This is a genomic window from Microbacterium luticocti DSM 19459, from assembly GCF_000422405.1.
Taxonomy (GTDB): domain Bacteria; phylum Actinomycetota; class Actinomycetes; order Actinomycetales; family Microbacteriaceae; genus Microbacterium; species Microbacterium luticocti.
In genome coordinates this window covers 36,978-63,082 of sequence record NZ_AULS01000007.1, presented here as the reverse complement: position 1 = coordinate 63,082, position 26,105 = coordinate 36,978, and the positions used below count along the sequence as shown (strand labels likewise).

Below are 26,105 nucleotides of genomic sequence, written 5' to 3'. Positions count from 1 at the left end.
CCCCAGCCTAAGCGCCCCCTCCGACGGCGTCAGTGACCGACGACGATGAGCACGATGCCGGCGGCGACCGCCACGCCGCACAGCGCGAACGATGCGCACGCGCCGACGAACGCCAGCCGTTTCTGCGCCTCGGTGAGCGGGTTCTTCTTGGCGGCCTTGGCCGCGGCCTTCTCGGCGCGGGCCGCCTCTTTGGGGGTGATCACGGTGAGCGCGTCGGTGAACTCGGCGGGCGCCACCACCGGCACCCGCCCGGCGCGCACCAACAGCCGCAACCCGATCGCGTAGAAGCCGACCACGAGCAACGCGCCGACCAGCGCCGCGGCGAACACCTGCGCGAACGCGAACCAGTTGATCTCGATGGTCATCGCGCGTCCTTTCCGGCGGCCGCGGTGGTGTTCTTGCCCTTGCCTTCGCGCTGCGGGTGCCGCTTCTTGTCGGCACCCGCCTTCTTGGCGGCATCCGCCTTCGTGGTGGCATCCGCCTTCTTGGCGGCGCCCGCCTTCTTGGCGGCATCCGCCTTCTTCTTCGCGTCCTTCTTCTCGTCGGCGCTGCGTTTGGCCTCGGCCTTCGCTTTGGCCTTCTTCTCGGCCTTCGCGCGGGCCTGCTCGTCGGCGCGGCGACGCTCGCGTTCGCGCTCGGCGGCCTTGCGGCGGGCCTTCTCTTCGGCCTTGATCCGCTCCTGCTCGCGCAGGATGGCGCGCTGGCGGCGGGTGGGCGGCGGGTTCTTCTTCACCTTCACCGCGCGGGCCGACTCGGCCACGTCGCTCATCGCGTTCGCCGCGGTGACGGCGTCACGGCGCGAGCGCCAGAACAGCCCGACGATCACGGCCAGAGCCAGCAGAGCGTCCAGAAGGATGCCCCACATCCCCAACCACTGCACGATCAGCGCGGCGAGCGCGCCGACCACGCCCGCCGCCGGCAGGGTGAGCAACCACCCCACCGCGATCCGGCCGGCCGTGCCCCAGCGCACCTTCGACCCGCGGCGGCCGAGGCCCGAGCCGATCACCGAGCCCGAGGCGACCTGTGTGGTCGACAGCGCGAACCCGAGGGCACTGGAGGCGAGGATCGTCGCGGCCGTGGAGGTCTCGGCCGCAAAGCCCTGGGCGGGCTTGACGTCGGTGAGGCCCTTGCCGAGGGTGCGGATGATGCGCCAACCGCCCAGGTAGGTGCCCAACGCGATCGTGAACGCGCACGCGAAGATCACCCACAGGTGCGGGTCGGCCTGCTCCTTGTTCTGCCAGCCCGCCATGATCAGCGCGAGCGTGATGATGCCCATGGTCTTCTGCGCGTCGTTCGTGCCGTGCGCCAGTGCGACCATCGACGAGGTGAAGATCTGGCCCCAGCGGAAGCCGCTGCGACCGTCGGGCTTGCCGTCGTAGCGGCGGGTGATCGCATACGCCATGCGGGTGACCAGGAACGCGATCACCCCGGCGGTGATCGGTGAGATGACCGCGGGCAGGATGACCTTGCCGAGCACTTCACCGAAGTTCACGCCCATGACGCCCACGCCCACGAGCGTGGCGCCGATCAGGCCGCCGAACAGGGCGTGCGACGAGCTGGAGGGCAGGCCCAGCAGCCAGGTCAGCATGTTCCACGAGACCGCACCGATCAGGCCCGCGAAGATGAGCGCCAGGAACGCGGTGTGGTCGGTGATCTGGTCTTCGCGGATGATGCCGTGCGAGATCGTCTGCGACACCTCGGTGGACAGGAACGCACCGACCAGGTTGAGGCCGGCCGCCAGCCCGACCGCCACCTTGGGCTTCAGGGCTCCGGTCGCGATGGGCGTGGCCATCGCGTTCGCGGTGTCATGGAACCCGTTGGTGAAGTCGAAGAACAGGGCCAGTGCGATCACCAGCACGACGATCAGGACTGCGGTTTCCACCGTTCGCTTTCCGGGATTCAGGGACAAGGATGCCGACGATGCCGGCGGTGCGAACGAAGAGTTCACGGATCGGTTGCTCCCCGGCTTCCCGGGCCGTAGAAATCCTCTCACGTCAGCCGCGCTTGTGTGAACCGCCCGGCGAGGCGACGCCGGCGCCAGACGGCGCTACCGTGGAATACCGTGACCGACGTCGACACCGCCGCTGCGGCATCCGCCCCTGTCCCCGCACAGCGCCCCACCCGGCGCACCCACCACGGCGACGTGTTCGCCGACCCGTACGAGTGGCTGCGCGCGAAGGACGACCCGGACGTCATCGCGCATCTGAACGCCGAGAACGCGTACACCGACGCGCGCACCGCGCACCTGAAGCCCCTGCGCGAGCGCATCTTCGGCGAGATCAAGGACCGCACCCAAGAGACCGACCTGTCGGTGCCGATCCGGCGCGGCGCCTGGTGGTACTACGGCCGCACCGTCGAAGGCAAGCAGTACGGCATCCAGTGCCGCGCCCCGCTGGCCGCGCCCGACGACTGGACCCCGCCCGAGCTGACCCCCGAGACACCCGTGCCCGGTGAGCAGGTGCTGCTGGACGCGAACGCCGAGGCCGAAGGCCACGAGTTCTTCTCCCTCGGCAGCTTCGAGGTCTCGAACGACGGCACGCTCATGCTGTACGGCGTCGACGTCGCCGGCGACGAACGGTACACGCTGCGCGTGCGCGACCTTCGCACCGGCGAGAACCTGCCCGATGAGATCGCCGGCACATTCGCCGGCGCCTCGTTCTCGCCGGACGGCCGGTTCATCGTCTACACCACCGTCGACGACGCCTGGCGCCCCGACACCGTGTGGCTGCACGAGCTGGGCACGCCGGTGGACTCCGACGCGACGCTGTTCCACGAGCCCGACGAGCGGTTCTGGGTGGGCGCCGGGTTCACCCGCAGCGACCGCTACCTCGTCATCGGCGTCGGCTCGTCGATCACCAGCGAAGAGTGGCTGGTGGATGCCACCGACCTGCGCAGCGAGCCGCGGGTGGTCTGGCCGCGGGTCGAGGGGGTGGAGTACGACAGCGACCACGCGGTGGTGGACGGCGAGGACGTGCTGTACATCCTGCACAACGACGGCGCGCTGGACTTCGAGCTGGTGCGGGTCGCGGCATCCGACCCCACCGGTGCCCGCGAGGTGGTCGTGCCACACGAACCGGGCAGGCGCCTGCTCGGCCTGTCGACGTTCCGTGACTTCGGCGTGCTGGGGTACCGGCGCGAGGGGCTGGCCCGGCTGGGCATGTTCGACTACACCTCGAATGCGGTGCGCGAGATCGCGTTCGACGAACCGCTGTACGCGGCCGGCACCGCGGGGAACCCGGAGTGGGCTCCCCCGGTGATCCGGCTCGGGTACGCGTCGTTCGTCACGCCCAGCACCGTGTACGACTACGAGGTGGCCACCGGAGCGCTGCTGCTGCGCAAGCGCCAGCCGGTGCTGGGCGGGTACGAGGCGGCCGACTACGACCAGGAGCGGGTGTGGGCCACCGCCGCGGACGGCACCCGGGTGCCGATCTCGCTGGTGTGGAAGCGTTCGTTCGGTCGGCCAGGCGACCAGCCGCGGCCGCTGCACCTGTACGGGTACGGGTCGTACGAGCACTCCATCGAGCCGGGTTTCTCGGTGGCACGGCTTTCGGAGCTCGACCGCGGCGTCGTGTTCGCGGTCGCGCACGTCCGCGGCGGCGGCGAGATGGGCCGCCAGTGGTACGAAGACGGCAAACTGCTGCACAAGCGCAACACGTTCACCGACTTCGTCGATTGCGCCCGGCACCTCGTGGACGCCGGATTCACGGCATCCGATCGCCTGGTCGCCGAAGGCGGGTCGGCCGGCGGGCTGCTGATGGGCGCGGTGGCGAACCTCGCGCCGGAGCTGTTCGCCGGCATCCTCGCCGATGTGCCGTTCGTGGACGCGCTGACCACGATCCTCGACCCGTCGCTGCCGCTGACAGTGATCGAGTGGGACGAGTGGGGTGATCCGCTGCACGACGCGGATGTGTACGCGTACATGAAGTCGTACTCGCCGTACGAGAACGTGCGCGACGGGGTGCGCTACCCGCGCGTGCTGGCGGTGACCTCGCTCAACGACACGCGGGTGCTGTACGTGGAACCGGCCAAGTGGGTGGCACGGCTGCGCGAGGTCGGTGCAGACGCGCTGTTGAAGTGCGAGATGGTGGCCGGGCACGGTGGCGTCAGCGGACGGTACAACGCCTGGCGCGAGCGGGCGTTCGAGCTGGCCTGGCTGCTCGACGTGCTCGGCGTCGCCGACGCGTAGCCGCGGCATCCGGGGACTGCGGCCGCGCGGTGCGGCGTGCGGTGGCTCGGTGGCATCTGCGGCACAGGAGAAATCACGGGGTCAGGAGAATCCGCCGCAGATCGTCCTGTGCCGGTGAGATCTCCTGTGCTCGTGCGGCGCGCGGCATCCGTCGCCTGCGGCCGCGCGCCGTGCGGCGCGGTGGCGCGGTGGCATCTGCGACACAGGAGAAATCACCGGGTCAGGAGAATCCGCCGCAGATCGTCCTGTGCCGGTGAGATCTCCTGTACTCGTGCGGCGACGGCAGGGCTCTCGCTGTAGATCTAGCGGACGGCCACCGCGGGAGCACGGTGCAGACCTTGAGCGATCGCCGCGGTCACGGTCGCGATGACGTAGGCGGGGTCGAACAGCACCTGGTAGTAGTCGAACCGGAGGATGGTGTAGCCGCGCAGCACGAGGCGGGTGTCCTGCCGCAGGTCACGGCGCCGATCGGCCGCCTGGTGATACGCGAACCCGTCGATCTGGATGCCGAGACGTTCGCCGATGAGCCCATCGAGACGATGCCCGTCGATGAGCACCTGCTGTCGCACGGTCACGCCGATCCCGCGCATGAGGTCCATGAAGCGTGTCTCGACGCCCGAATCCGACAGCTGCGAGGCCACCGCGGCGAGCCGGCGAGCCGGTTCACTGCGCCACGCGACGCGGGCGAGCACATCCGGATCGACGTGACGGGCCCGGATCGCGGACTCCCATACCGCCAGGGCGTCCGGCGGCGCGGCACAGCGCGCGACGTGGAAGAGGATGTTGATGATCTCGTCCTCGAGAGCGGCGCGCGCGACCGGTGCAGGTCCGGTCGACCAGTGCACATGCAGACCGGTCGTGTCGAATCGGGATGCCGTGGGGGCGACGGCGACGTGCAGTCCTTCGTGATCGGGGGTCCACAGGCCCCTGCGCCGCGCGGCGCTCAGGCAGGTGAGACGTGCGCCCTCCGCCGCGGCCCGTCGCAGGTCCGGATCGCAGCTCGGAGCGACGAGCCACGAGCGGCGAAGCCGCTCCGCATCTCCGACGGCCATCGCGGAGCGCATGGCGTGGACCGTGAACCCCGCCGCCCGCGCAGCCGAGGTATGGGCTGCGCCGCGCGCGGCGAGCCAGGTGCTGAACTCCTGCGGTGACCTCATCCCCCACCGTGCCCTACCCCGTCCCCGCCGCTGGCTGCGCGGGCCGGAAATGTGGACAACGTCGGGGTCGCGGCATCCTGTGGAGGACTCATCGCCGCGCACGAGCACAGGACAAATCACCGCGACAGGAGGATCTACCGCAGATTCTCCTGAACCCGAGATATCTCCTGATCCCGAGAGTCACCGATCACACGCGGGCGACGAGCGGATGCCGCAGCCCGGGCGACGAGCGGATGCCACATCCCAGGCGACGAGCGGATGCCACATCCCGGGCGACGAGCGGATGCCGGGGGCGTGGCATCCGTCGCCTCTCACCCGAACAGCGCGGCGGCCTCGTCGTAGCGGTAGCGCGGCACGGTGTTCAGTTCGCCGAGCGCCTCGGCGAACGGCACCCGCACGATGTCGGTGCCGCGCAGCGCGACCATCTGGCCCCACGCCTCGTCGACGATCGCGTCGGCGGCGTGCAGGCCGAGCCGGGTGGCCAGCACCCGGTCGAACGCGGACGGTGACCCGCCGCGCTGGATGTGGCCGAGCACGGTCGACCGGGTCTCGATGCCGGTGATGCGCTCGATCTCGGGTGCCAGCACCTCGCCGATGCCACCCAACCGCGGCCGGTTGAACGCATCGAGTCCCTTGTCGCTGTAGGCCTCGCTCATGCCGGTGAGGGTGAACCCCTCCGACACCACCACCAGCGGCGCCCGGCCGCGGTCGTGGGCCTTGGTGACCAGGTCGCAGACCTCGTCGATCGAGAGCGGCACCTCGGGGATGCAGATCGCGTGCGCGCCGGCGGCCATGCCCGCGTGCAATGCGATCCAGCCGACGTGGCGCCCCATCACCTCGGCGACCATGCACCGCTGGTGCGAGTCGCCGGTGGTGCGCAGCCGGTCCATCGCGTCGGTCGCGATGTTCACTGCGGTGTCGAAACCGAACGAATAGTCCGTCGCCCGCAGGTCGTTGTCGATCGTCTTGGGAACGCCCAGCACGTTGATGCCGTCCTTCGACAGCCGGTCGGCCGCGGCCAGGGTGCCCTCGCCGCCGATCGCGATGATCCCGTCGATGCGATGTCCGTACAACGTCTTCGCGATGTTCTCGGCTCCCCCGCGCGGCCCCTCGTACGGGTTGGTGCGACTGGTGCCGAGGATCGTGCCGCCCACCTTCGACAGGCCCTTCACCTCGTGCCGGGTCAGCGGAAAGAAATCGCCCTCGACGACCCCGCGCCAGCCGTCCCGGATGCCGACGAACTCGAGCCCGTACGCGGTGGTGCCCTTCAGCACCACGCCACGGATCACCGCGTTCAGTCCGGGGCAGTCGCCGCCGCTGGTCAGGATGCCGATCTTCATGCTGTCGTCCTCGGATGGAAAGGGGGAAGGATGCCGGCGACGCTGCCTGAAACGACACTACTGCCCGGGCCCGGCCCGCCACCACCGGCGGCACCGTCGCACCCGGCCACCAGCGGCGGCACCGTCGCGCCACCACCGGCGGAATCGTCGCGCCCAGTCCGCCATCACCGACGGCACCGTCGCACCCGGCCACCAGCGGCGCCACCGTCGGGCGCGGCGGTCCCCGGCGGCATCGCCACGCCCGGCCATGTCAGGCGGCACCGCCGGGCCCGGCCGTCTCAGGCGGCACCGAGCACCCGACCGTCTCCGGCGCCACCGTCGCACCCGCCCCGCCATCACCGACGGCACCATCGCCACGCCCAGCCGCCTCAGGCGGCACCGTCCGGCCCGACCGTCTCAGGCGGCGCCACCATCGTGCGCGGCCGTCTCCGGCGGCATCGCCACGCCCGGCCGCCTCAGGCGGCACCGCCGCGCCCGGCCCCCTCAGGCGGCGCCGAGCGCCTGCCGGGTCAAGTGCATCAGGGCCGCCAGCTGCACCGAGTCGCTCGAGGTCTCGTCGACCGCGGCGCCGTCCAGCGCGCGCGCCGCAAGGCCCTGCTTGGAGTCGATGAGCTCGGCGATCTTGGTGTCGATCGTGTGCGCGGCGATGATCCGCCATGCGGTGACCGGCTCGTCCTGACCGATCCGGTGCACCCGGTCGATCGCCTGCGTCTGCTCGGCGGCGGTCCAGCTCAGCTCGGCCAGCACGACGTTCGACGCGGCCTGCATGTTCAGCCCGACACCCGCGGCCGTCAGCGAACAGACCGCCACACCGACCCCCGGGTCGTTGTTGAACGCGTCGATCGCCTGCTGACGGGCCGGCGTCGACTGGTCGCCGCGGATCGACACCGAACGCAGACCGGATGCCGCGAAGTGCGCCTCCGCGGCATCCATCACGTCGATGTGCTTGGCGAAGAACACCACCTTGCCCACGGAGCGCTGCAGCTGTGCCGCGTAGTCCGCCGCGAGCAGCGCCTTGGCCTGACCGATCTTGCGCACCATGGTGAACACGTTCTCGGTGCCGGTGCCGGCGGCCTTCGACTCGTCGAGCTCGTTCTGCGCGACCAGCCGCACGATGTCGTCGTCGATCTCGCCGGGCGCCAGGCCCCGGTCGCCACGGGCGTCGATGATGCGGCGGTAGCGCGCCGCCAGCCGCTCGCCGAGCTCGCGCTCGGCCTGCCGGATCGAACGGCCGTACTCGTCGTCCAGCTCGACGGGAAGATCGGCGATGAGCTTGTCGGGCAGGTCCTTGGCGACATCCTTCTTCTTGCGCCGCACGATACCCATCGAGATCACCGCATCGCGTGCCTCGGGGTAGAACGCCTTGTCGGCCGGGGTGAGACCGGTGGCGTCGAGCTTGGCCATCAGCTCGGGACCGGGCTTCTGCCCGTTGGTCCAGCCGAGGAAACGCCAGATGGCGTCGAAGTCCTCGACGTCGTTGATCAGCGGGGTGCCGGTGAGGGCCAGCAGCAGCGGGTCACTGGTCTGCTCGCGGATGCGGCCGGCCAGCGCGAGGACGTTCTGCGAGCGCTGCGAGGTGAGGTTCTTGATGAAGTGGGCCTCGTCGACGACCATGCCCTTCAGGCCGATCGAGCCGAGCCAGGACAGGTGCCGGTCGAGGATCTCGTAGTTGACGATGAAGACGTCGGCGAACGCGTCGATGTCTTCGCCGTCGCCCGAGATCACGGTGGCGCGCCGCTGCGGCGTCCACCGCTCGACCTCGCGCGCCCAGTTCATCTTCACGACGTTGGGGACGACGGCAAGCAGCGGGTAGGCGTCGGCGACGGATGCTGCGAGCACCGACTCCGCGGTCTTGCCCAGGCCCGGTTCGTCGGCGAGCAGGAACGTGCGGTGGCCCGCACGGACGGCCTCGAGGAACCGGGACTGGTGAGGCATGATCTCGCGCCCGCGGGGCGAGAGCCGGTCGAACTCGGGTACCGGGGGCAGGTCCATGGTGGCCTGCCCGCCGCCGGCGCCGGACTCGAACGCCTTGTACAGCGGACCCATGAGCTCCCAGCTGTCGAGGCGCCGCCGCGGCGTGTCTTTGTGGACGTGCAGCGCGAGGTCGGGCGCCAGGAACGGGTTGGCCTCGCGGCGCGCCTCGATCTGCGGCGGCACGACCTGACGCTCGGCGAGCGCGGCGGGGACGACCGGCGCGGCCACGACCGGGGCGACGTCGGTGATGATCAGTTCGTCGGGCGCCAGTTCCGCGCCCGACTCGAGCAGCCAGTCGCGGCGCATGCGCTTGGCGACGGGCGAGGTGGCCTGGTCGACCTCGAGCAGCTGGATGAGCGAGGTGTCGCGCGCGGCGGTCTTGGCGAGGATGGTCGCCACACCGTCGAGGCGCTTGAGCAGTTCGGCTCGGGCGGCATCCCCCAGCTCGGTGTCGGCCTTGACACGGGCGCGCTCTTCGCGCACCAGGAACGCGATCACCTGGAACTTGACCCGGTTGGTGGGGCCGAGCTTGCCGCGCTGGGCCTTGGCCTCGACCTCACGCACCTTGCGGGCGAGGATCGGGATGATGGGCGCCTCGTCGTCGCGGCGTGCGGACGACGAGGGTCTGCGGCGCGCGGATGTGGGCGCGGGTGCCGTGGTCGGCATGCTCCTCCTGAGCGTGGTGCCGGCCGGACCGGGAGCGCCGGTGGGCCGGGTCGGGCTGCGGTGCCCCGCAGGCGGCTCGGATGCCGGGACACACACGGGGCGGGAAGCGCCGTTTGGCATGCACCGCTTCTGCGGTGTGCCTGGGGCGCCCCTGCGCATTATTCTAATGCATCCCGCCCCGCGTGCCCACGCATGATCGCGCGCGCCGCCGGCCCGGTCAGGGCGCGCGGCGCAGCCGCAGGCTGTTGAGCACGACGAACACGCTCGAGAACGCCATCGCCGCCCCGGCGATCATCGGGTTCAGCAGGCCGAAGGCCGCCAGCGGCAACGCCGCCACGTTGTAGGCGAACGCCCAGAACAGGTTGCCGCGGATGATGCGCATCGTGCGGCGGCTGAGCCGGATCGCGTCGACGGCGGCCGACAGGTCGTCGCGCACCAGCGTGATGTCACTGGCGTGCATCGCGGCGTCGGTGCCGCCGCCCATGGCGATGCCGAGGTCGGCGGTGGCCAGGGCTGCCGCGTCGTTGACGCCGTCGCCGACCATCGCCACCCGATGCCCGTCGCGTTGCAGCCGGGCGACCTGGTCGACCTTGTCTTCGGGCAGCACCTCGGCGCGCACCTGGTCGATGCCCACCTCGGCGGCCACCGCGGCGGCGATCGTGGCGTTGTCGCCGGTCAGCAGCACGGTGCGAAGGCCGAGCGCCCGCAGCGCGCCGACGGCATCCCGGCTCTCGGGTCGCACCGTGTCGGCGACCGCGAACACCGCCCGCACCCGCGGCGCCTGCCCGGGCTCGGCCCAGCCGGCGACGATCGCGGTGCCGCGGCGCTGCGCGTCGGCGACCGCGCCGGCGAACGCGGCCGGGATCCCGGCCGGTTCGGGGGCGGCGAGCGCGGCCGGTTCGGGGGCGGCGAGCGCTGCCGGTTCGGGGGCGGCGAGCGCGGCCGCGAACGACGGGCGTCCGGCGAAGACGGCCACACCGTCCACGGTGCCGGTCACGCCACGGCCGGCGTGACTGCGGAACCCGGTGACCTCGGCCGGTGCGTCGACCTGCGCCGCGATGGCGCGGGCGACCGGGTGCTCACTGGCCGACTCGAGCGAGCCGATCAGGTGCAGCGCACGCTCCCGGGCCGCATCGTCGCCGTCGGTGAACACCGAGGCCAGGCTCATGCGACCGCTGGTGACGGTGCCGGTCTTGTCGAGCACGACGGTGTCGATGCGCTCGGCCTGTTCGAGCGGCTCGGGCCCGGTGACGAGGATTCCCAGCTGGGCGCCGCGGCCGGTGCCGACCAGGATCGCGATCGGCGTCGCCAGTCCCAGCGCGCACGGGCACGCGATGATCAGCACGGCGACCGCGGCGGTGAACCCCGCCGCCACCGACCCGCCGAATACGAGCCATGCCAGCAGGGTCAGCACCGACAGGCCGATCACCACGGGCACGAACACACCCGAGATGCGGTCGGCCAGCCGCTGCACGCGGCTCTTGCCGGCCTGCGCGTCTTCGACCAGCCGCGCGATGCGTGCCAGCCGGGTGTCCTCGCCCACCGAGGTGGCCTCGACGACGAGCCGGCCGTCGGCGACGATGGTGCCGCCGGTGACATCCGCGCCGGGCGCGACGTCGACCGGCACCGATTCGCCGGTCAGCATGCTCTGGTCGACGGATGCCTCACCCTGACGCACCACGCCGTCGGTGGCGACCTTTCCCCCGGGGCGGGCGACGAACAGGTCACCGACGCGCAGCCGCTCGATCGGCACCCGGGTGCCGTCGGCCAGCTCGACGTCCTTCGCCCCGAGCTCCATCAGCGCGCGCAGGGCGCTGCCGGCCCGCCGCTTGGACCGCTGCTCGATGAACCGGCCGAGCAGCAGGAACACGGTCACCGCGGCGGCGGCCTCGAAGTACACCAGCGACGATGCGGGCGCGGTGTGGTCGAACAGCGACGACGAGTGTCGCATGCCGATCTCGCCGGCGGTGCCGAACACGAGCGCCCACACGCTCCACAGGTAGGCGGCGCCGGTGCCCAGGGTGATGAGGGTGTCCATCGTCATCGCCCCGTGGCGCAGGTTCGCGAACGTGGCGCGGTGGAACGGCCATCCGCCCCACAGCACGATGGGTGTGGTCAGCACCAACGAGACCCATTGCCAGCCGGCGAACTGCCACGCCGGCACCATGCCGAGGGCGACCACCGGGACGCTGAGGATCGCGCTGACGATCACCCGGGTGCGCAGTGTCGTGCGGCCGGGCGCGTCGGCGGTGTCGTGGACGTGTCCCGACGGGGCGTGGTGCGGGTGGGGGTGGGATGCCTCAGCCTCCGCGTGCACGACCGGCTGCGCGGCCGCGGCATCCGTCCGCGGTGCAGCCGTGGCATCCGTCTGTGGTGCAGCTGCGGCATCCGCCTGCAGTGCGGCCGCGGCATCCGTCTGCGGTGCGGTCGCGGCATCCGTCTGCGGCACGGCCGCGGCATCCGCCTGCGGCACGGCCGCGGCATCCCCCTGCGGTGCAGCCGTGGCATCCGCCTGCGGCGCGGCGCCCAGCGCACGGCTGCGGCGCACGGTGGCGTCGTACCCGGCCTGCTTGACCGCGGCGATCAGTCGCTGCTCATCGACGCCGGCGGGGTAGACGACCCGCGCCGACTCGGTGGCCAGGTTGACCGCGGCGCTCACGCCGTCGACGCTGCGCAGACGCTTCTCGACGCGGGCGACGCAGCTGGCGCAGGTCATCCCTTCGATGTCGAGCGTGGCTTCACGCTGGTCGGTCATGACGCCGGACCCGCGAACGTGTAGCCGGCCTCGGCCACGGCGCCGGCGATGTCGTCGGGCGAGGCCGTACCGGTGACGGCGACCGTCTTGGCCTGCAGATCGACCGCGACCTGGTCCACCCCGGCCAGTGCCTGCACCTCGCGGGTGACCGCCTGCACGCAGTGGTTGCAGGTCATTCCCTCGACGCGGTAGGTGGCGAAGCTCATGGTGTTCCTCCTTGTGGGATCGTTGCGATCACCTCAACCTTATACCCCCTGGGGGTATTCCCGCCAGGTTGTATCGTGGCGGTGTGGAGCAGACGACGGATGCCACCGGCCCGCGCGCGCAGCGCCTGGTGCTGCTGATCGCGATCCTGGCCTCGTTCGTGTCGTTCCTGGACGGCACGGTCGTGAACGTCGCCCTCCCGGCGATCCAGCGGGAGCTCGGCGGCGGGCTGGTCACGCAGCAGTGGGTGGTCGACGCCTATCTGATCACGCTGGGCGCATTGATCCTGGTGGCCGGATCGCTGTCGGACGTGTTCGGCCGCATCGTCGTGCTGCGGGCAGGGCTGGTCGGCTTCGGAATCGCGTCGGTGGCGATCGCCGCCGCGCCCGACCCGCTGTTCCTCGTGCTGGCGCGCGGCGTGCAGGGAGTGGCCGCGGCCCTGCTGGTGCCCAGTTCGCTCGCGCTGATCACCTCGACCTTCCGCGGGCCCGCGCAGGCGCGGGCGATCGGCACGTGGACCGGAGCCACCACGGCGGCGATGCTGGTCGGGCCGGTGCTCGGCGGCGTGTTCGTCGACCTGGTGTCGTGGCGGGTGGTGTTCCTCATCAACGTGCTGCCGATCGCGGCGACGCTGTGGCTGCTGGTCGTGCTGCGCCGGCGGGACGTGCGCGACCCGGCCGCACGTGTGGACTGGATCGGGGCGGTGCTGTGCACGGCGAGCCTTGCCGGCACCGTGTTCGCCCTGATCGAGCAGGAGCGCCTGGGCTGGTCGTCGCCGGTGATTTGGGCCAGTGCGGCCGGCGGCATCCTGTGTCTGGTCGGCTTCGTGGTGCGGCAGCGATTCGCGGCGCAGCCGATGATGCCGCTGTCGCTGTTCCGGGTGCGCAACTTCTCGGCCGGCAACCTCGCCACGGCGTTCGTGTACGGCGCGCTGTCGTTGAACGGGCTGGTGCTCGCGCTGTACCTGCAGCAGGGTGCCGGGCTGCCGGCGACCCTGGCGGGCTTGGCGAGCCTGCCCTCGACGGTGATCATGATCCTGTTCAGCTCGAAGGTGGGCACCTGGGCCGGCCGGCTCGGGCCGCGGCTGTTCATGACCGTGGGGCCGCTGGTGATGGCGGGCGGCGTCGCGCTGCTGCTGACCGTACGCGAGGACTTCGACTACTGGACGCAGGTGCTGCCGTCGGTGGTGGTGTTCGGAATCGGGCTGACCGTCACCGTCGCGCCGCTGACCGCGGCGATCCTGGGGGCGATCGACCCTGCCCGCTCGGGCATCGCCTCGGCGGTGAACAACGCCGTGGCCAGGGTCGCCGGGCTGATCACCGTCGCGACCCTGGGCGCGATCGTCGGCGGCGTGCTCGACCTCGTCGGGTTCTGGCGGGTCGCAGCGGTGACCGCGGCGCTCATGGCGATCGGTGGGGTGATCTCGTTCCTCGGCATCCGCAACCCGCCGCGCGAGGTGACGGATGCCACGCCCGCGCCCGCGTAGCCCCTCACAGGGTTCGGAGGATCGCGCCTTCTTCGGACCCGAAACGGTGATCGCTTCCGAACTTCGTGCGATCCTCCGACGTCGGTGAGGCGGAACCGGAGGTACGGCCTGCGACACACCCGGCCCGCGCGGCGCACCCGGTCGCCGCGGCACACCCGGTCGCCGCGGCGCACCCGGCGCGCGCGCGGCGCGTCAGATCATGCTCTTGGGGTGCCAGACCGTCTTGATCTCGGTGAAGGCGGCGATCCGCTGCGGCGACGGCGTCGGCTCGCCGGGCGGCAGCACCCGCTTGAGGGTCTCGGCCGCGCGCAGCTGCAGGTCGACCCAGTCGATGTCGCCGGCGCCGGCCAGATCGAGGGCGTTGACGTCGGCGTGGTCGGCCAGATGCGGCGTGAGCTCAGCCGGCGACCCGGTGAGCACGTTCACCACGCCGCCGGGCACATCGCTGGTGGTCAGCACCTCGGCGAGACTGATCGCCGACAGCGGGTACCGCTCACTCGCGACCGCCACGACGGTGTTGCCGGCCACGAGCGCCGGCGCCACCACGGCGCTGAAGCCCAGCAGCGCGGAGTCCTGCGGCGCGACGATCGCCACCACCCCGGTCGGTTCGGGCGCCGAGATGTTGAAGTAGGCGCCCGCCACGGGGTTGAGACCCCCGGCGACCTGCGCGTACTTGTCGCACCATCCCGCGTACCAGACCCACAGATCGGTGGCGGCATCCACCTGCGCCGCCGCGGCCGCAGCCGACACGCCCTGCTGCGCGACGATCTCGTCGACGAACTGGGCGCGACGCCCCTCGAGCAGCTCGGCCACCCGGTACAGCACCTGGCCGCGGTTGTAGGCCGTGGCACCGGCCCACCCCGGCTGCGCGGACCGCGCGGCGCGCACCGCGTCGCGGGCGTCTTTGCGCGAGGCCTTCGCGGCGTTCGCGAGGAAGTCGCCGGTCGCCGAGAGCACCTGAAAGGTGCGCCCGGACTCGCTGCGCGGGAATGCCCCGCCGATCGCGAGCTTGTACGTCTTCGGCACGGTCAGTCGCGCGCTCATCGGCTGGTCTCCTTGCGGGTCTTGCGGGGCGTCGTCTCGTCTCGGTGCGCTCGCGAGGCATGCGGTGCAGCCGCACCGGCGGGCCTGAGGTAGGCGGCCAGCCCGTGCCGGCCGCCCTCGCGGCCGTATCCGGACTCCTTGTAGCCGCCGAACGGCGAGGCCGGGTCGAACCGGTTGAACGTGTTGGCCCACACCACACCGGCCCGCAGTTTGTCTGCGACGGCGAGGATGCGCGAGCCCTTCTCGCTCCAGATCCCCGCCGACAGCCCGTACGGTGTGTTGTTCGCCTTGGCGATCGCCTCGGCGGGGGTGCGGAAGGTCAGCACCGACAGCACCGGTCCGAACACCTCCTCGCGGGCGATGCGGTGCGACGGCTCGACGCCGGTGAACACCGTCGGAGCGAACCAGAACCCCTTGTCGGGGATGGCGCACGCCGCGGTCCACCGCTCGGCGCCCTCGGCCTCGCCGATGTCGCTGAGCTGCCGGATCCGCTCCAGCTGCTCGGCGGAGTTGATGGCGCCGATGTCGGTGTTCTTGTCGAGCGGGTCGCCCAGCCGCAGCGTCGACAGCCGGTGCTTGAGCCGGTCGACGACCTCGTCGTGGATCGACTCCTGCACCAGCAGCCGGCTGCCGGCGCAGCACACGTGGCCCTGGTTGAAGAAGATGCCGTTGACGATCCCCTCGATCGCCTGGTCGATCGGGGCGTCGTCGAACACGATGTTCGCGGCCTTGCCGCCGAGCTCCAAGGTGAGGGACGTGCCGGTGCCGGCGAGGGTGCGGGCGATCTCGCGCCCCACCGCGGTCGACCCGGTGAAGGCGACCTTGTCGATGTCGGGATGCCGCACCAGCGCCGCGCCGGTGGCTCCGGCGCCGGTGATGATGTTCACGACGCCCGGGGGCAGGTCTGCCTGCTGCAGGATCTCGGCGAAGATCAGCGCCGAGAGCGGCGTGGTCTCGGCGGGCTTGATCACGACGGTGTTGCCGGCGGCCAGGGCCGGGGCGATCTTCCAGGCGAGCATCAGCAGCGGAAAGTTCCACGGGATCACCTGGCCGGCCACGCCCAGCGGCTGCGGGTCGGCGCCCAGGCCCGCGTGGTCGAGCTTGTCGGCCCAGCCGGCGTAGTAGAAGAACCACGCGGCCACCAGCGGCACGTCGACGTCGCGGCTCTCTTTGATGGGCTTGCCGTTGTCGAGGCTCTCGGCCACGGCGAGCTCACGGGCCCGCTCCTGCACCAATCGGGCGATGCGGAACAGGTACTTGCCGCGGTCGCGACCGTTCAGCTTCGCCCACACCTCCGTGTGCGCGCGCCGAGCCGCCGCGACGGCGGCGTCGACGTCGGCGTCCGACGCGATCGCGATCTCGGCGATGGGCGACTCGTCGGCGGGTGAGATCGACGTGAAGGAACCGCCGGTGCCGTCGACGAAGTCGCCGTCAATGAACAGGCCGTACCGGTCCTTCAGGTTCAGGATGCTGCGGGATTCGGGCGCGGGGGCGTAGTCGAGAAAGCTCATGTTCAGTCCAGGGTGACGTAGTCGGGGCCGGAGTACCGGCCGGTGGCGATCTTCTGCCGCTGCAGCAGCACGTCGTTCAGCAGGCTCGAGGCGCCGAAGCGGAACAAGTGCGGCACCAGCCAGTCCTCCCCGGCGGTCTCGGCGACCGTGACGAGGTACTTGACGGCATCCTTCGACGTGCGGATGCCGCCCGCCGGCTTGACGCCGATGCGCTCACCGGTGAGCCGGAACCAGTCCCGCACCACCTCGAGCATCAGCAGGGTCACCGGCAGCGTCGCCGCCGGGGCGACCTTGCCGGTGGAGGTCTTGATGAAGTCGGCTCCGGCGAGGATCGCCAGCCACGAGGCCCGCTTGACGTTGTCGTAGGTGTTCAGTTCGCCGGTCTCGAGGATCACCTTCAGCGCGGCCGCCGTGCCGTCGGCGCGCTCGCACGCCTGGCGCACCTGCACGATCTGGTCGTAGACCAGGCCGTAGCGGCCGGCGAGGAAGGCGCCGCGGTCGATGACCATGTCGATCTCGTCGGCTCCGGCCTCGACGGCGTCGCGGGTGTCGGCGAGTTTGACGGCCAGCGACGCGCGGCCGCTGGGGAACGCGGTGGCCACGGCGGCGACCGAGATGCCGCCGTCGTCGGGGTCGCCGTGCCTGCCTCCCAGCGCCTCGATCGCGTACGGCACCATGTCGCCGTAGACGCACACCGCCGCGACGGCGGGGCACGACGGGTCGCCGGCGTCGGGATGCTGCGCCTTCGCGACCAGCGAGCGCACCTTCCCGGGGGTGTCGGCCCCCTCGAGGGTGGTGAGGTCGATCAGGCCGATGATGCGGTCGAGCGCCCAGGCCTTCGACGTCGTCTTGACCGAGCGGGTGCCGAGCGCGGCGGCGCGCTGCTCGAGCCCGACGGCGTCGACACCGGGCAGGCCGTGCAGAAACCGGCGCAGCGTGGCGTCGTCGGGCGTGCCGCCCACCACGTCCACCCCCCGGGCCTGCAGCACCGTGCGGCGGCTGAGTTCACGTGTGGTCATGGGTCCCTCCGGATGCGGGGTCGGCGGTGGCGAGCATGCTCGTCACCAGGTCGTCGGGGCGGATGCCGCGGGCGCGCGCCGCGTGCTCCAGCCGTGCGATCGCGGCGGGCGAGAGCGCGTCGGGCCGGGCATCGGGCAGCAGCAGCGAAAGCACGGGGACCACCACCGCGCCGAGCGCGGCGAGGATCGCGGCGATGCCGAGCACCCGCGGGTAGATCTCGTCGTCGACGGTGTCGGATGCCCAGATCAGGTACACGATCATCGCGACCACGACGGCGAACAGCGCGAGGGTGACGACGAGTCCGGCGCGCACGGCGACGCGCCGGCGGTCGGCCAGGAGCAGCAGCAGGCATGCCAGGGCGAGCGCGGCCGAGAGCGTCACCGCGGTCCATGTCGCCTTCTGCACGTTCTCCCACGCCGGTGTGTACTCCCCGTCGTACCAGATCGTCCAGACCACCAGGGCGGCCGCGACCGCCGAGACGATGACGCCGGCCAGCCCGACCGGCTGCAGCACCCGTCCCAGCAGCGCCGCGCAGCACAGCAGCGCCACGCTGAACGCGCCCACGACGGCGGTGGTGCCGATGACCCGGGCGGCGGTGCTGCCGAGCTCGGCACCCAGCAGCACGACGATGCCGCCGATCGCGGCGATCGTGAAGGCCACCACGATCACGGCCACCACGATGCGCCGCAGGATCGAGACGGGTCCGGTGCGGGCGGGTGGGTCGGCCATCATGCCTCCTCCCCCCGAGGATACGCGGGGTGAGAGCATCCATGCATCCGTCGGCACATCCTTCAGGTTCCCGGCCGCGCGGCGGTCAGGCCAGCAGCGCGCGCACGCGCCGCACGTCGTCGGCCATCTGCGCTGTGAGCGCCTCGACGCCGTCGAACGCGACCATGCCGCGCACCCGGTGCGTGAACTCGATCTCGACGTGGTGCCCGTACAGGTCGAGGTCGGTCTCATCGAGCACGTACGCCTCGACGACGCGCCGCGGCACGTCGTCGAACGTCGGGTTGGTGCCGACGCTGATGGCGGCCGGGTACCGGATGCCAGTCACCACGCCGGGATCGGCGGCGTCGGCCGGTGCGGCGTCGGCTTCCGGATCGGCGCCGTCGGCAGGAGCTCCCTCGTCGACCAGCCACCCGGCGTACACGCCGTCGGCGGGCACGAAGCCCTCGAGAGCGGGAGAGAGGTTCGCGGTCGGGTACCCGAGTTCGCGGCCGCGCTTGAGACCGTGCACCACCTCGCCCCACACCGCATGCGGGCGACCGAGCAGCCGGGCAGCGGTCTCGACGTCGCCGGCGGCGAGCGCCTCGCGGATCCACGTCGACGACACGCGCCGTTCGCCGGTGTCGGCGCGGACGTCGTCGATGACGTCGACCTGGTAGCCGAACCGCTCCCCCAGCCGGGCGAGCAGGTCGGGGGTGCCCGCGCCGCCGCGACCGAACCGGAAGTCACGCCCCACCATGACCGTCTGCACACCGAGGGCGGTCACGAGCACCTGCGCGACGAACTCGTCCGGCGGCTGTGCGGCCATCGCCTGATCGAAGCGCAGCACGAGGGTGGCGTCGATGCCGGTGGCCGCCAGCAGCCGCAGCTTCTGGTGCAGGCCGATGACGTCGTCCGGGCAGATCTCGGGGCGCAGCGTGGCCAGCGGGTTGCGGTCGAAGGTGACCGCGACGACCTTGGCGGCCCCGGCCGCGGCATCCGTCTTCGCCTTCTCGAGCACGGCGCGGTGCCCGGCGTGCACGCCGTCGAACTTGCCGATGGCGACCACGCACGGACCGAACCCGGCCGGCACCTCGGCGGGATCGTGGAAGACGATCATCGCGCGGCGACGGGCTCGGGGGCGGCCACTGCCGCCGGCCGGTGCGTGAGCAGCCACCACAGGCCGCAGAACGGCAGCACCAGCGGGATGAACACGTACCCCATCCCGTAGAACGACCAGACTGTGGGCTCGGGGAACAGGTCGGGGCGGATGAGGCTGAGCGTTCCGATCGCGAGCACACCGACCAGCTCGAAGCAGATCGCGACCCAGGCCACCCGGTACCACGCGACCGACGCCGAGAAGACAAGGGCGCAGGTGGCGAGGATGTAGACGAGCGCGGAGGCCGCCGACAGCGTGAACGCGAGCGGGGCGTGGTCGAAGCGCTCGATGATCTGGACGAGCGAGCGGCCGGTGGCGCCCAGGGCGAGCACCGCGTACACGATGACGAGGACGCGGCCGATGCCGGTCATCCGCTTCGGCGCGGGCGGTGTCACCGGCTGCGGTGTCGAGGTGTGGGGCGTGGTCATGACCGTCCCATCTTAGGTCGCGCCCGCGCCCCGGGCAGACCCGGCCGGGCCCGGCTCAGGCGCCCTGCAGCGTCCAGATCACCTGCATCCGCCACACCATCACCGCGACCGCCAGCGCCGCGATCCCCATGATCACGGTGCTCCAGCGGCTGCGTTCCACGAGCGCCCACACCACGCCGGCTGGCGGCAGCAGCACCGCCGAGACCAGGTACACCCAGTACTCGAGCAGGCTGCCGCTGGTCGGGTTGCCGGCGAACGGGGCCACGATCGCGATCACCACCTGCGCGATCAGCAGCACCTCCAGCAGCGCCAGCGCGCCGACGCTCAGGTCGCTGGGCCGGCGCCCGGCCAGCCCCAGCACGACGCACAGCAACCCGCCGCCGGCGGCGACGATCAGGGTGACGACGGTGAACCACAGGATCATGCAGGCTCCTCGGGCATGTTCATGACGCTCTTGACCTGGTCGCCGCGGCGTTCCACGACGCCGATGAGGCGGCCGTCGGGGTCGATGGCGGCCGCACGCGGTCCGGTGAAATCCAGCGCGGTCACGCGCTTGCCGTGACGCAGGTCGCGAGCCGTGGCGGCGTCGGCGCGCACCGCGGGCATGATCGCCGCCGCCGTGTCGGCCGGGCTGCGAAGCGGTGCGCCGGCCAGCTCGTCCAGGCCCGCGGCATCCGCGACCGGGAACGGCCCGATGCGGGTGCGGCGCAGCGCGACGAGGTGTCCGCCGACGCCGAGCCGGTCGCCCAGGTCGCGGGCGAGCGCCCGGATGTAGGTGCCGCTGGAGCAGTCGACGACGACGTCGAGGTCGAGGCATCCGTCACCGGCATGCGTGGCGAGCACCTCGAAGCGCGCGATGCGGACGTCACGGGCCTTCAGATCGACCTCGACGCCGTCGCGGGCCAGGTCGTAGGCGCGGCGGCCGTCGACCTTGATCGCCGAGATGCGGCTGGGCACCTGCGCGATCGAGCCGGTGAGGGCCGCGACGCCTGCGGCGATCCGGTCGTCGGTGACGGCGGCGAGCGCGGATGCCGCGGCCCGCGCGGTGATCTGCCCGTCCGCGTCGTCGGAGTCGGTGGACTGGCCGAGCCGGACGGTGGCGGTGTAGGTCTTGTCGAGGCCGACCAGGTAGGTGAGCAGCCGGGTGGCCCCGCCGATGCCGAGGACGAGCAGGCCGGTGGCCATCGGGTCGAGGGTGCCGGCGTGGCCGATCTTGCGGGTGCCCAGCGCGCGGCGGGCACGCGCGACGACGTCATGGCTGGTCATGCCGCCCGGCTTGTCGACGAGCAGGATGCCGTTCGGATCCGCCATCAGCAGGAGTCCCGGAAGACCTGGACGGGCCGGGCCGGGTCGGACACGTCGACCAGCGCCGAGGCGCGCGCCACCGGCTGCTCGCGCAGATACGCCAGTTCGACACGGGTGTACGGTGTGTCGATCGAGCGGCCGGGCAGGGCGGCGAGCACCGCGTCGGAGCATTCGAGCCAGACCGAGAAGTGCCAGATGCCGCGCAGCTGCGGGCTGTTCAGGAACGGGCCGTCCACCACGAGCACGGCGTCGTCGGGGGCGGTGACCCAGCGCGCCTCGGCCGGTTGGTCGCGTCGTGCGTCCCACCCCTGCAGCTGGAACCCGGTGGTCGCCGAGGTGTGCACGCCGCTGCGGAACGGGTCGATCAGCACGCGACGGAAGGTCTCCTCGTCGAACCATCCCGGCGCCTGCTCGGTGCCCGCCCGGTCGGCGCGCGGCAGCAGAAAGTCGTCGGCATGGGCGCGGAACACCGCCGCACCGTCCTCGCCGATGATCGCCGCGAACGCGTCGGCGAACGCCGCGGTGTGCACCACGGGCAGTGCGTCGACGGCGACGAGCACACGCCCCGCCGGCTGGTGCTGCCGCAGCTGTGCGCGCAGCTCACGCAGCAGCGTGTTCGCGGGCGTGATCGGCAGGCGCATGCCTCCAGCCTATTGTGCGCCCGGGCACGACACCGGCCGCATAGGGTGGACGCCGTGACCGTCCCCGACCTCGCCCGGCCGCTGATCGCGTGGTACCGCGAGAACGCCCGCGACCTGCCGTGGCGGCGGGCCGGTTTCCACTCCCGTTATGGCGGCTGGGGTGTACTGGTCAGCGAGTTCATGCTGCAGCAGACGCCCGCCACGCGCGTCATCGGGCCTCTGGACGCGTGGCTGACCCGGTGGCCGACGCCCGCGGATCTGGCCGCCGAGCCGCCCGCGGCCGCGGTGCGGCAGTGGGCGAACCTGGGCTATCCGCGCCGCGCGCTGTGGCTGCACCGCGCGGCCGTCGAGATCCGCGACCGGCACGACGGCATCGTGCCGGCCGACGTCGATGCCCTGCTGGAGCTGAGCGGCATCGGCCCCTACACCGCACGGGCGGTCGCCGTGTTCGCGTACGGGCAGCGGCATCCCGTCGTCGACACCAACACCCGGCGGGTGCTGGCCCGCGCCGTCGCCGGACGTTCGCAGCCCGGCCCGCCGTCGCCGCGCGACCTCGACGCGATGGCGGCGCTCCTTCCGGCGGACGACGCCGACGCGGCCGTGCTGAACGCGGCCACCATGGAGCTGGGCGCCGTCGTCTGCACCGCGCGCACGCCCCGCTGCGACATATGCCCGATCGCGCATGCGTGCGCGTGGCGGGTGGCCGGGTACCCCGACACCGGCGACACCCGGCGGCGGCAGGCCCGCTACGAGGGCAGCGACCGGCAGGCGCGCGGGGCGGTGCTGAGGGCGTTGCGGGATGCCGCGGGCCACGCGCTCGCGCAGGACGATGTGATCGCCGGCTGGCCCGATGCGGCCCAGCGCGACCGCGCGATCGACTCGCTGGTCGCCGACGGTCTGGTCGAGGCATCCGACGGGCTGCTGCACCTGCCCCGCTGACGGCAGCGGTTTCTGACTACTCGGCCTCGTCGAGTTCGCGGGGCTTGAGGTAGGGGTCGGGCTCGCCGGCGTACGCGGCGCCGGCGGCCAGGCCTGCCACCGCCTCGTCGCGCTCCCGCGCCTCGCGCAACAGGTCCTCGATGTGACCGGCGTTCTCGGGGATCGCGTCGGGGATGAACTCCAGTGTCGGGGTCAGCCGCACCTGGAGCTGACGGCCCACCTCGCTGCGCAGCATCCCGGTCGCCGCCCGCAACGCGTCGGCGGTGTCCTGCCGCTCCTTCTCGTCGCCGAGCACGGTGTAGAACACCGACGCGTGCTGCAGGTCACCGGTCACCCGCACATCGGTGATCGTGACGAACCCGAGCCGCGGGTCGCGCAGCCCCTTCTCGAGCCGCTGCGCGATGAGCACGCGGATGCGGTCGGCCAGGCGTGCCTGTCGCTCTGTAGACATGATTACTCCTCAGCGGACTCGCGGGGGACGCCCGAAGGCATCCCCCGCGAGGCGGACTCAACCGCGGGGCTTTTCCACCATCTCGGTGGTCTCGATCTCGTCACCGATCTGGATGTCGTTGAACTTGCCCAGGCCGATACCGGCCTCGTAGCCTTCGCGGACCTCGGTGACATCGTCCTTGAACCGGCGCAGCGACTCGATGGCCAGCCCGTCGGCGACGACCACGCCGTCGCGGATGACGCGGGCCTTCGCGTTGCGGGTGATCGTGCCCGAGCGCACCAGCACACCGGCGATGTTGCCGAACTTCGAGGAGCGGAACACCTCGCGGATCTCGGCGACGCCGGACTGCACCTCTTCGTACTCGGGCTTGAGCATGCCCTTGAGCGAGTTCTCGATGTCTTCGAGGGCCGCGTAGATCACCGAGTAGAACCGGATGTCGACGCCCTCGCGCTGGGCGCGGGCGCGCGCCTTCTGGTCGGGCCGCACGTTGAAGCCGACGATGATCGCGTTGTCGATCGTCGCCAGGTCCACGTCCGACTCGGTGATGGCACCCACACCGCGGTGCAGGATGCGCAACTGCACCGAGTCGTCGACCTCGATCTTCAGCAGCGACTCCTCCAGCGCCTCGACGGCACCGGACACGTCACCCTTGATGATGAGGTTGAGCGACTCGACCTTGCCCTCCTGCAGCGCCTTGGTGAAGTCCTCGAGCGAGATGCGCTTGCGGGCCTTGGCCAGCTGTGCGTTGCGCTCGGCGGCCTCGCGCTTCTCGGCGATCTGGCGGGCGGTGCGGTCTTCGTCGGTGACGATGAACGTGTCACCGGCACGGGGCACCGAGTTCAGACCCTGCACCTGCACCGGGCGTGACGGCGCGGCCTCGTCGACCGCATCGCCGTTCTCGTCGACCATCGCCCGCACCCGGCCGTAGGCGGTGCCCGCGACGATCGCGTCACCCACACGCAGCGTGCCGGACTGGATCAGCACGGTGGCGACCGACCCGCGGCCCTTGTCGAGCTTGGCCTCGATCGCGACACCACGCGCCGGCTTGTTCGGGTTGGCCCGCAGGTCGAGCCCGGCATCGGCGGTCAGCAGCACCGCATCCAGCAGCTCCTGGATGCCGATGTTCTCGCGCGCCGAGACGTCGACGAACATGACGTCGCCGCCGTACTCCTCGGCGACCAGACCGTACTCGGTGAGCTGCTGGCGCACCTTGGCCGGGTTGGCGTCGGGCTTGTCGATCTTGTTCACCGCGACCACGATCGGCACACCGGCGGCCTGGGCGTGGTTGAGGGCCTCGACCGTCTGCGGCATGATGCCGTCGTCGGCGGCGACCACGAGGATCGCGATGTCGGTCACCTGCGCGCCACGGGCACGCATGGCGGTGAACGCCTCGTGACCCGGGGTGTCGATGAAGGTGATCGCCCGCTCGATGTCGTCGTGCTCGGTCCAGATCTGGTAGGCACCGATGTGCTGGGTGATGCCGCCGGCCTCGCCCGCCACCACGTTCGTCTGCCGGATGGCGTCCAGCAGACGGGTCTTGCCGTGGTCGACGTGGCCCATGACGGTGACCACCGGGGGCCGGATCTCCAGGTCGGACTCGTCCTCTTCGGCGAGCTCCGCCTCGAGGTCGAGACCGAAGCCTTCGAGCAGCTCTTTGTCCTCGTCCTCGGGCGAGACCATCTGCACCTTGTAGCCCAGCTCTTCGCCGAGCACCTCGAACGTGGCCTCGTCCAGCGACTCGGTCGCCGTGGCCATCTCACCCAGGTTGAACAGAATGGTCACCAGGGTGCCCGGCTGCACGGTGTAGCCCTTGAGCGCCTCGAGCTTGTCGGCGAAGTCGGCGATCGACGCACCGCGGCGCAACCGGATGATCTCGCCGTTGCCCTTCTGGACGTTGACGCCGCCGACGACCGGCGCCGACCGCATCTCGAATTCCTGCCGCTTGGCACGCCTCGACTTGCGCTGCTTGCTCTTGCCGCCGCCCTTGCCGAACGCGCCTGCGGTGCCGCCGCCGGGGCCGCGGCCACGGCCACCGCCACCGGGACGACCGGCGAAGCCGCCGCCCGGGCGACCGGCGAACCCGCCGCCGCCTGCTCCCCCGCCGGCACCGGGCCGGCCGGAGCGCTGCTGGAACGGTGCGCCGCCACCGGGGCGACCCGGCCGACCCGCGCCGCCGCCGGTGCGGGCGCCGCCCGGACGCGGGGCGCCGGGACGGGGCGAGCCGGGGCGCGGCGGCTGAGGCCGCGGCGCCTGCGGGCGCGGGATGTTGCCGGGGCTCGGGCGCTGGCCCATGCCCTGCGCGGGCGCGAACGGGTTGTTGCCCGGGCGCGGACCGGCGGGGCGCTGGCCCATGCCCTGCGCCGACGAGAACGGGTTGTTGCCCGGGCGCGGTCCGCCCGGGCGCGGACCCGGGGTGGGGCCGCCGGCCGGTGCGGCCGGGGTGTTCGTCTCGGCCTGCGGCGCAGCCGGCGCCGGGGCGGATGCCGCCGGCTCGGGAGCCTGCTTGGCGGCGGGCGCCGGCTTGGCCGAGGTCTTGGCCTTGGGCGCCGCGGGACGCACGGGGCCGGGACGGCCGACCGGGACGGCGGCGGGCTTGGGCGCCGCGGCCGCGTCGGCGGCGGGCTTGACACCGTCCGCTTCGAGGGCGGCACGCAGCTTGCGCGCCACCGGCGGTTCGATGGTCGACGAGGGGCTCTTCACGAACTCGCCGAGCTCTTTGAGCTTGGCCAGGGCGACCTTGCTGTCGACGCCGAGTTCGGAGGCGATCTCGTGCACGCGTGGTTTAGCCACAATTCTCCTGTCTGAGGTCTCCCCCAGGCAGGGCAGACCGTTAGTCGGTGACGGGTCTCATTTCGAGCCGTTCACTTTGTTTCCATAGCCGTTCAGCCTTTTCGCTGTGTGCGCTGTTCGATGGTCTGCGTGTCAAGCGGGCCTGACACACGCAATGCTCGTACGAAGGCCCGGCGCCGCACCGCGGCATCCAGGCACGCCTGCGTGTCGTGCACCCACGCTCCCCGGCCGGGCATCGCCGCGCGTTCGTCGGGGACGAGGCGGGAATCGATGACCACGACCCGCAGAAGCGCGGATCGAGGGGAACGTCGGCGGCATCCGACGCACGTTCGTACAGGTTCCAT

Annotated in this window: 22 protein-coding genes; 3 read left to right on the top strand and 19 right to left on the bottom strand. The window is 71.8% G+C overall.

The genetic code is table 11. The features are described 5' to 3' along the window. Nucleotides 1–29: 29 nt before the first annotated feature. Complete coding sequence (locus H577_RS0109060) at nucleotides 30–365, bottom strand: hypothetical protein (RefSeq protein WP_029145692.1); 336 nt, start codon at nucleotides 363–365, stop codon at nucleotides 30–32. Beyond that, entirely contained in the window at nucleotides 362–1,882 is a 1,521-nt protein-coding gene (locus H577_RS15820; protein ID WP_084516035.1) for an inorganic phosphate transporter, read from the bottom strand. Before H577_RS15820 ends, H577_RS0109060 begins: the two co-directional genes overlap by 4 nt. 180 nt (nucleotides 1,883–2,062) lie before the next feature. On the opposite strand from H577_RS15820, the gene H577_RS0109050 reads away from it, so the two are divergent. Beyond that, a complete protein-coding gene (locus H577_RS0109050) occupies nucleotides 2,063–4,186 on the top strand; it encodes a S9 family peptidase (protein WP_029145691.1) in 2,124 nt (707 codons plus the stop codon). Between the two features lie 302 nt (nucleotides 4,187–4,488). Here H577_RS0109050 and H577_RS0109045 read toward each other — a convergent pair whose 3' ends face one another. The 5 genes from H577_RS0109045 to H577_RS0109025 all read right to left on the bottom strand — a co-directional run bounded on the left by H577_RS0109045 (nucleotide 4,489) and on the right by H577_RS0109025 (nucleotide 12,284). After that, nucleotides 4,489–5,343: an endonuclease domain-containing protein gene (locus H577_RS0109045; RefSeq protein ID WP_029145690.1), complete on the bottom strand. Its 855-nt coding sequence runs from the start codon at nucleotides 5,341–5,343 to the stop codon at nucleotides 4,489–4,491. A gap of 311 nt (nucleotides 5,344–5,654) precedes the next feature. After that, on the bottom strand, nucleotides 5,655–6,683 hold the full coding sequence (locus tag H577_RS0109040; RefSeq protein WP_029145689.1) for an ATP-dependent 6-phosphofructokinase: 1,029 nt from the start codon (nucleotides 6,681–6,683) through the stop codon (nucleotides 5,655–5,657). 483 nt (nucleotides 6,684–7,166) lie between these two features. Then, nucleotides 7,167–9,323, bottom strand: coding sequence for a DEAD/DEAH box helicase (locus H577_RS0109035; protein ID WP_029145688.1), 2,157 nt, complete (start codon nucleotides 9,321–9,323; stop codon nucleotides 7,167–7,169). Nucleotides 9,324–9,540: 217 nt separating this feature from the next. After that, a complete protein-coding gene (locus tag H577_RS0109030; protein ID WP_029145687.1) occupies nucleotides 9,541–12,078 on the bottom strand; it encodes a heavy metal translocating P-type ATPase in 2,538 nt (845 codons plus the stop codon). Continuing rightward, entirely contained in the window at nucleotides 12,075–12,284 is a 210-nt protein-coding gene (locus tag H577_RS0109025) for a heavy-metal-associated domain-containing protein (RefSeq protein WP_029145686.1), read from the bottom strand. Before H577_RS0109025 ends, H577_RS0109030 begins: the two co-directional genes overlap by 4 nt. An 83-nt stretch (nucleotides 12,285–12,367) precedes the next feature. On the opposite strand from H577_RS0109025, the gene H577_RS15815 reads away from it, so the two are divergent. After that, nucleotides 12,368–13,768, top strand: a complete 1,401-nt coding sequence (locus H577_RS15815) for an MFS transporter (RefSeq protein ID WP_245570372.1) — start codon at nucleotides 12,368–12,370, stop codon at nucleotides 13,766–13,768. 192 nt (nucleotides 13,769–13,960) lie between these two features. On the opposite strand, the gene H577_RS0109015 is transcribed toward H577_RS15815, so the two are convergent. From H577_RS0109015 to H577_RS0108975, 9 genes are all read right to left on the bottom strand, one after another. Next, entirely contained in the window at nucleotides 13,961–14,812 is an 852-nt protein-coding gene (locus H577_RS0109015) for an aldehyde dehydrogenase family protein (RefSeq protein ID WP_029145685.1), read from the bottom strand. Beyond that, nucleotides 14,809–16,323, bottom strand: a complete 1,515-nt coding sequence (locus H577_RS15810; protein WP_051191903.1) for an aldehyde dehydrogenase family protein — start codon at nucleotides 16,321–16,323, stop codon at nucleotides 14,809–14,811. Before H577_RS15810 ends, H577_RS0109015 begins: the two co-directional genes overlap by 4 nt. Before the next feature lie 2 nt (nucleotides 16,324–16,325). Beyond that, nucleotides 16,326–17,342: a deoxyribose-phosphate aldolase gene (deoC, locus tag H577_RS0109005; RefSeq protein ID WP_051191902.1), complete on the bottom strand. Its 1,017-nt coding sequence runs from the start codon at nucleotides 17,340–17,342 to the stop codon at nucleotides 16,326–16,328. Beyond that, a complete protein-coding gene (locus H577_RS0109000) occupies nucleotides 17,329–18,072 on the bottom strand; it encodes a hypothetical protein (RefSeq protein WP_156876603.1) in 744 nt (247 codons plus the stop codon). Before H577_RS0109000 ends, deoC begins: the two co-directional genes overlap by 14 nt. A gap of 85 nt (nucleotides 18,073–18,157) precedes the next feature. Continuing rightward, on the bottom strand, nucleotides 18,158–19,168 hold the full coding sequence (locus H577_RS0108995) for a bifunctional riboflavin kinase/FAD synthetase (protein ID WP_029145682.1): 1,011 nt from the start codon (nucleotides 19,166–19,168) through the stop codon (nucleotides 18,158–18,160). Continuing rightward, entirely contained in the window at nucleotides 19,165–19,635 is a 471-nt protein-coding gene (locus H577_RS15805; RefSeq protein WP_051191901.1) for a hypothetical protein, read from the bottom strand. Before H577_RS15805 ends, H577_RS0108995 begins: the two co-directional genes overlap by 4 nt. Nucleotides 19,636–19,690: 55 nt before the next feature. Next, the gene (locus H577_RS0108985; RefSeq protein ID WP_029145681.1) at nucleotides 19,691–20,059 is read right to left on the bottom strand and encodes a hypothetical protein; all 369 of its coding nucleotides are present in this window, start codon (nucleotides 20,057–20,059) and stop codon (nucleotides 19,691–19,693) included. Next, nucleotides 20,056–20,946 carry a tRNA pseudouridine(55) synthase TruB gene (truB, locus tag H577_RS0108980; protein WP_029145680.1) on the bottom strand — a complete coding sequence of 297 codons (891 nt, stop codon included), beginning with the start codon at nucleotides 20,944–20,946 and terminating at the stop codon, nucleotides 20,056–20,058. The genes H577_RS0108985 and truB overlap by 4 nt, the downstream gene beginning before the upstream one ends. Continuing rightward, nucleotides 20,946–21,581, bottom strand: a complete 636-nt coding sequence (locus H577_RS0108975; protein ID WP_029145679.1) for a nucleoside/nucleotide kinase family protein — start codon at nucleotides 21,579–21,581, stop codon at nucleotides 20,946–20,948. Before H577_RS0108975 ends, truB begins: the two co-directional genes overlap by 1 nt. Nucleotides 21,582–21,635: 54 nt before the next feature. On the opposite strand from H577_RS0108975, the gene H577_RS0108970 reads away from it, so the two are divergent. Continuing rightward, a complete protein-coding gene (locus tag H577_RS0108970; protein WP_029145678.1) occupies nucleotides 21,636–22,520 on the top strand; it encodes an HhH-GPD family protein in 885 nt (294 codons plus the stop codon). A gap of 16 nt (nucleotides 22,521–22,536) precedes the next feature. Here the strand turns inward: H577_RS0108970 and rbfA are convergent, their stop codons facing one another. The 3 genes from rbfA to H577_RS17370 form a co-directional block, all read right to left on the bottom strand. Beyond that, a complete protein-coding gene (gene rbfA, locus H577_RS0108965; RefSeq protein WP_029145677.1) occupies nucleotides 22,537–22,971 on the bottom strand; it encodes a 30S ribosome-binding factor RbfA in 435 nt (144 codons plus the stop codon). Between the two features lie 57 nt (nucleotides 22,972–23,028). Beyond that, complete coding sequence (infB, locus tag H577_RS0108960; RefSeq protein WP_029145676.1) at nucleotides 23,029–25,761, bottom strand: translation initiation factor IF-2; 2,733 nt, start codon at nucleotides 25,759–25,761, stop codon at nucleotides 23,029–23,031. Between the two features lie 92 nt (nucleotides 25,762–25,853). Beyond that, the gene (locus H577_RS17370; protein WP_084516034.1) at nucleotides 25,854–26,105 is read right to left on the bottom strand and encodes a YlxR family protein; all 252 of its coding nucleotides are present in this window, start codon (nucleotides 26,103–26,105) and stop codon (nucleotides 25,854–25,856) included.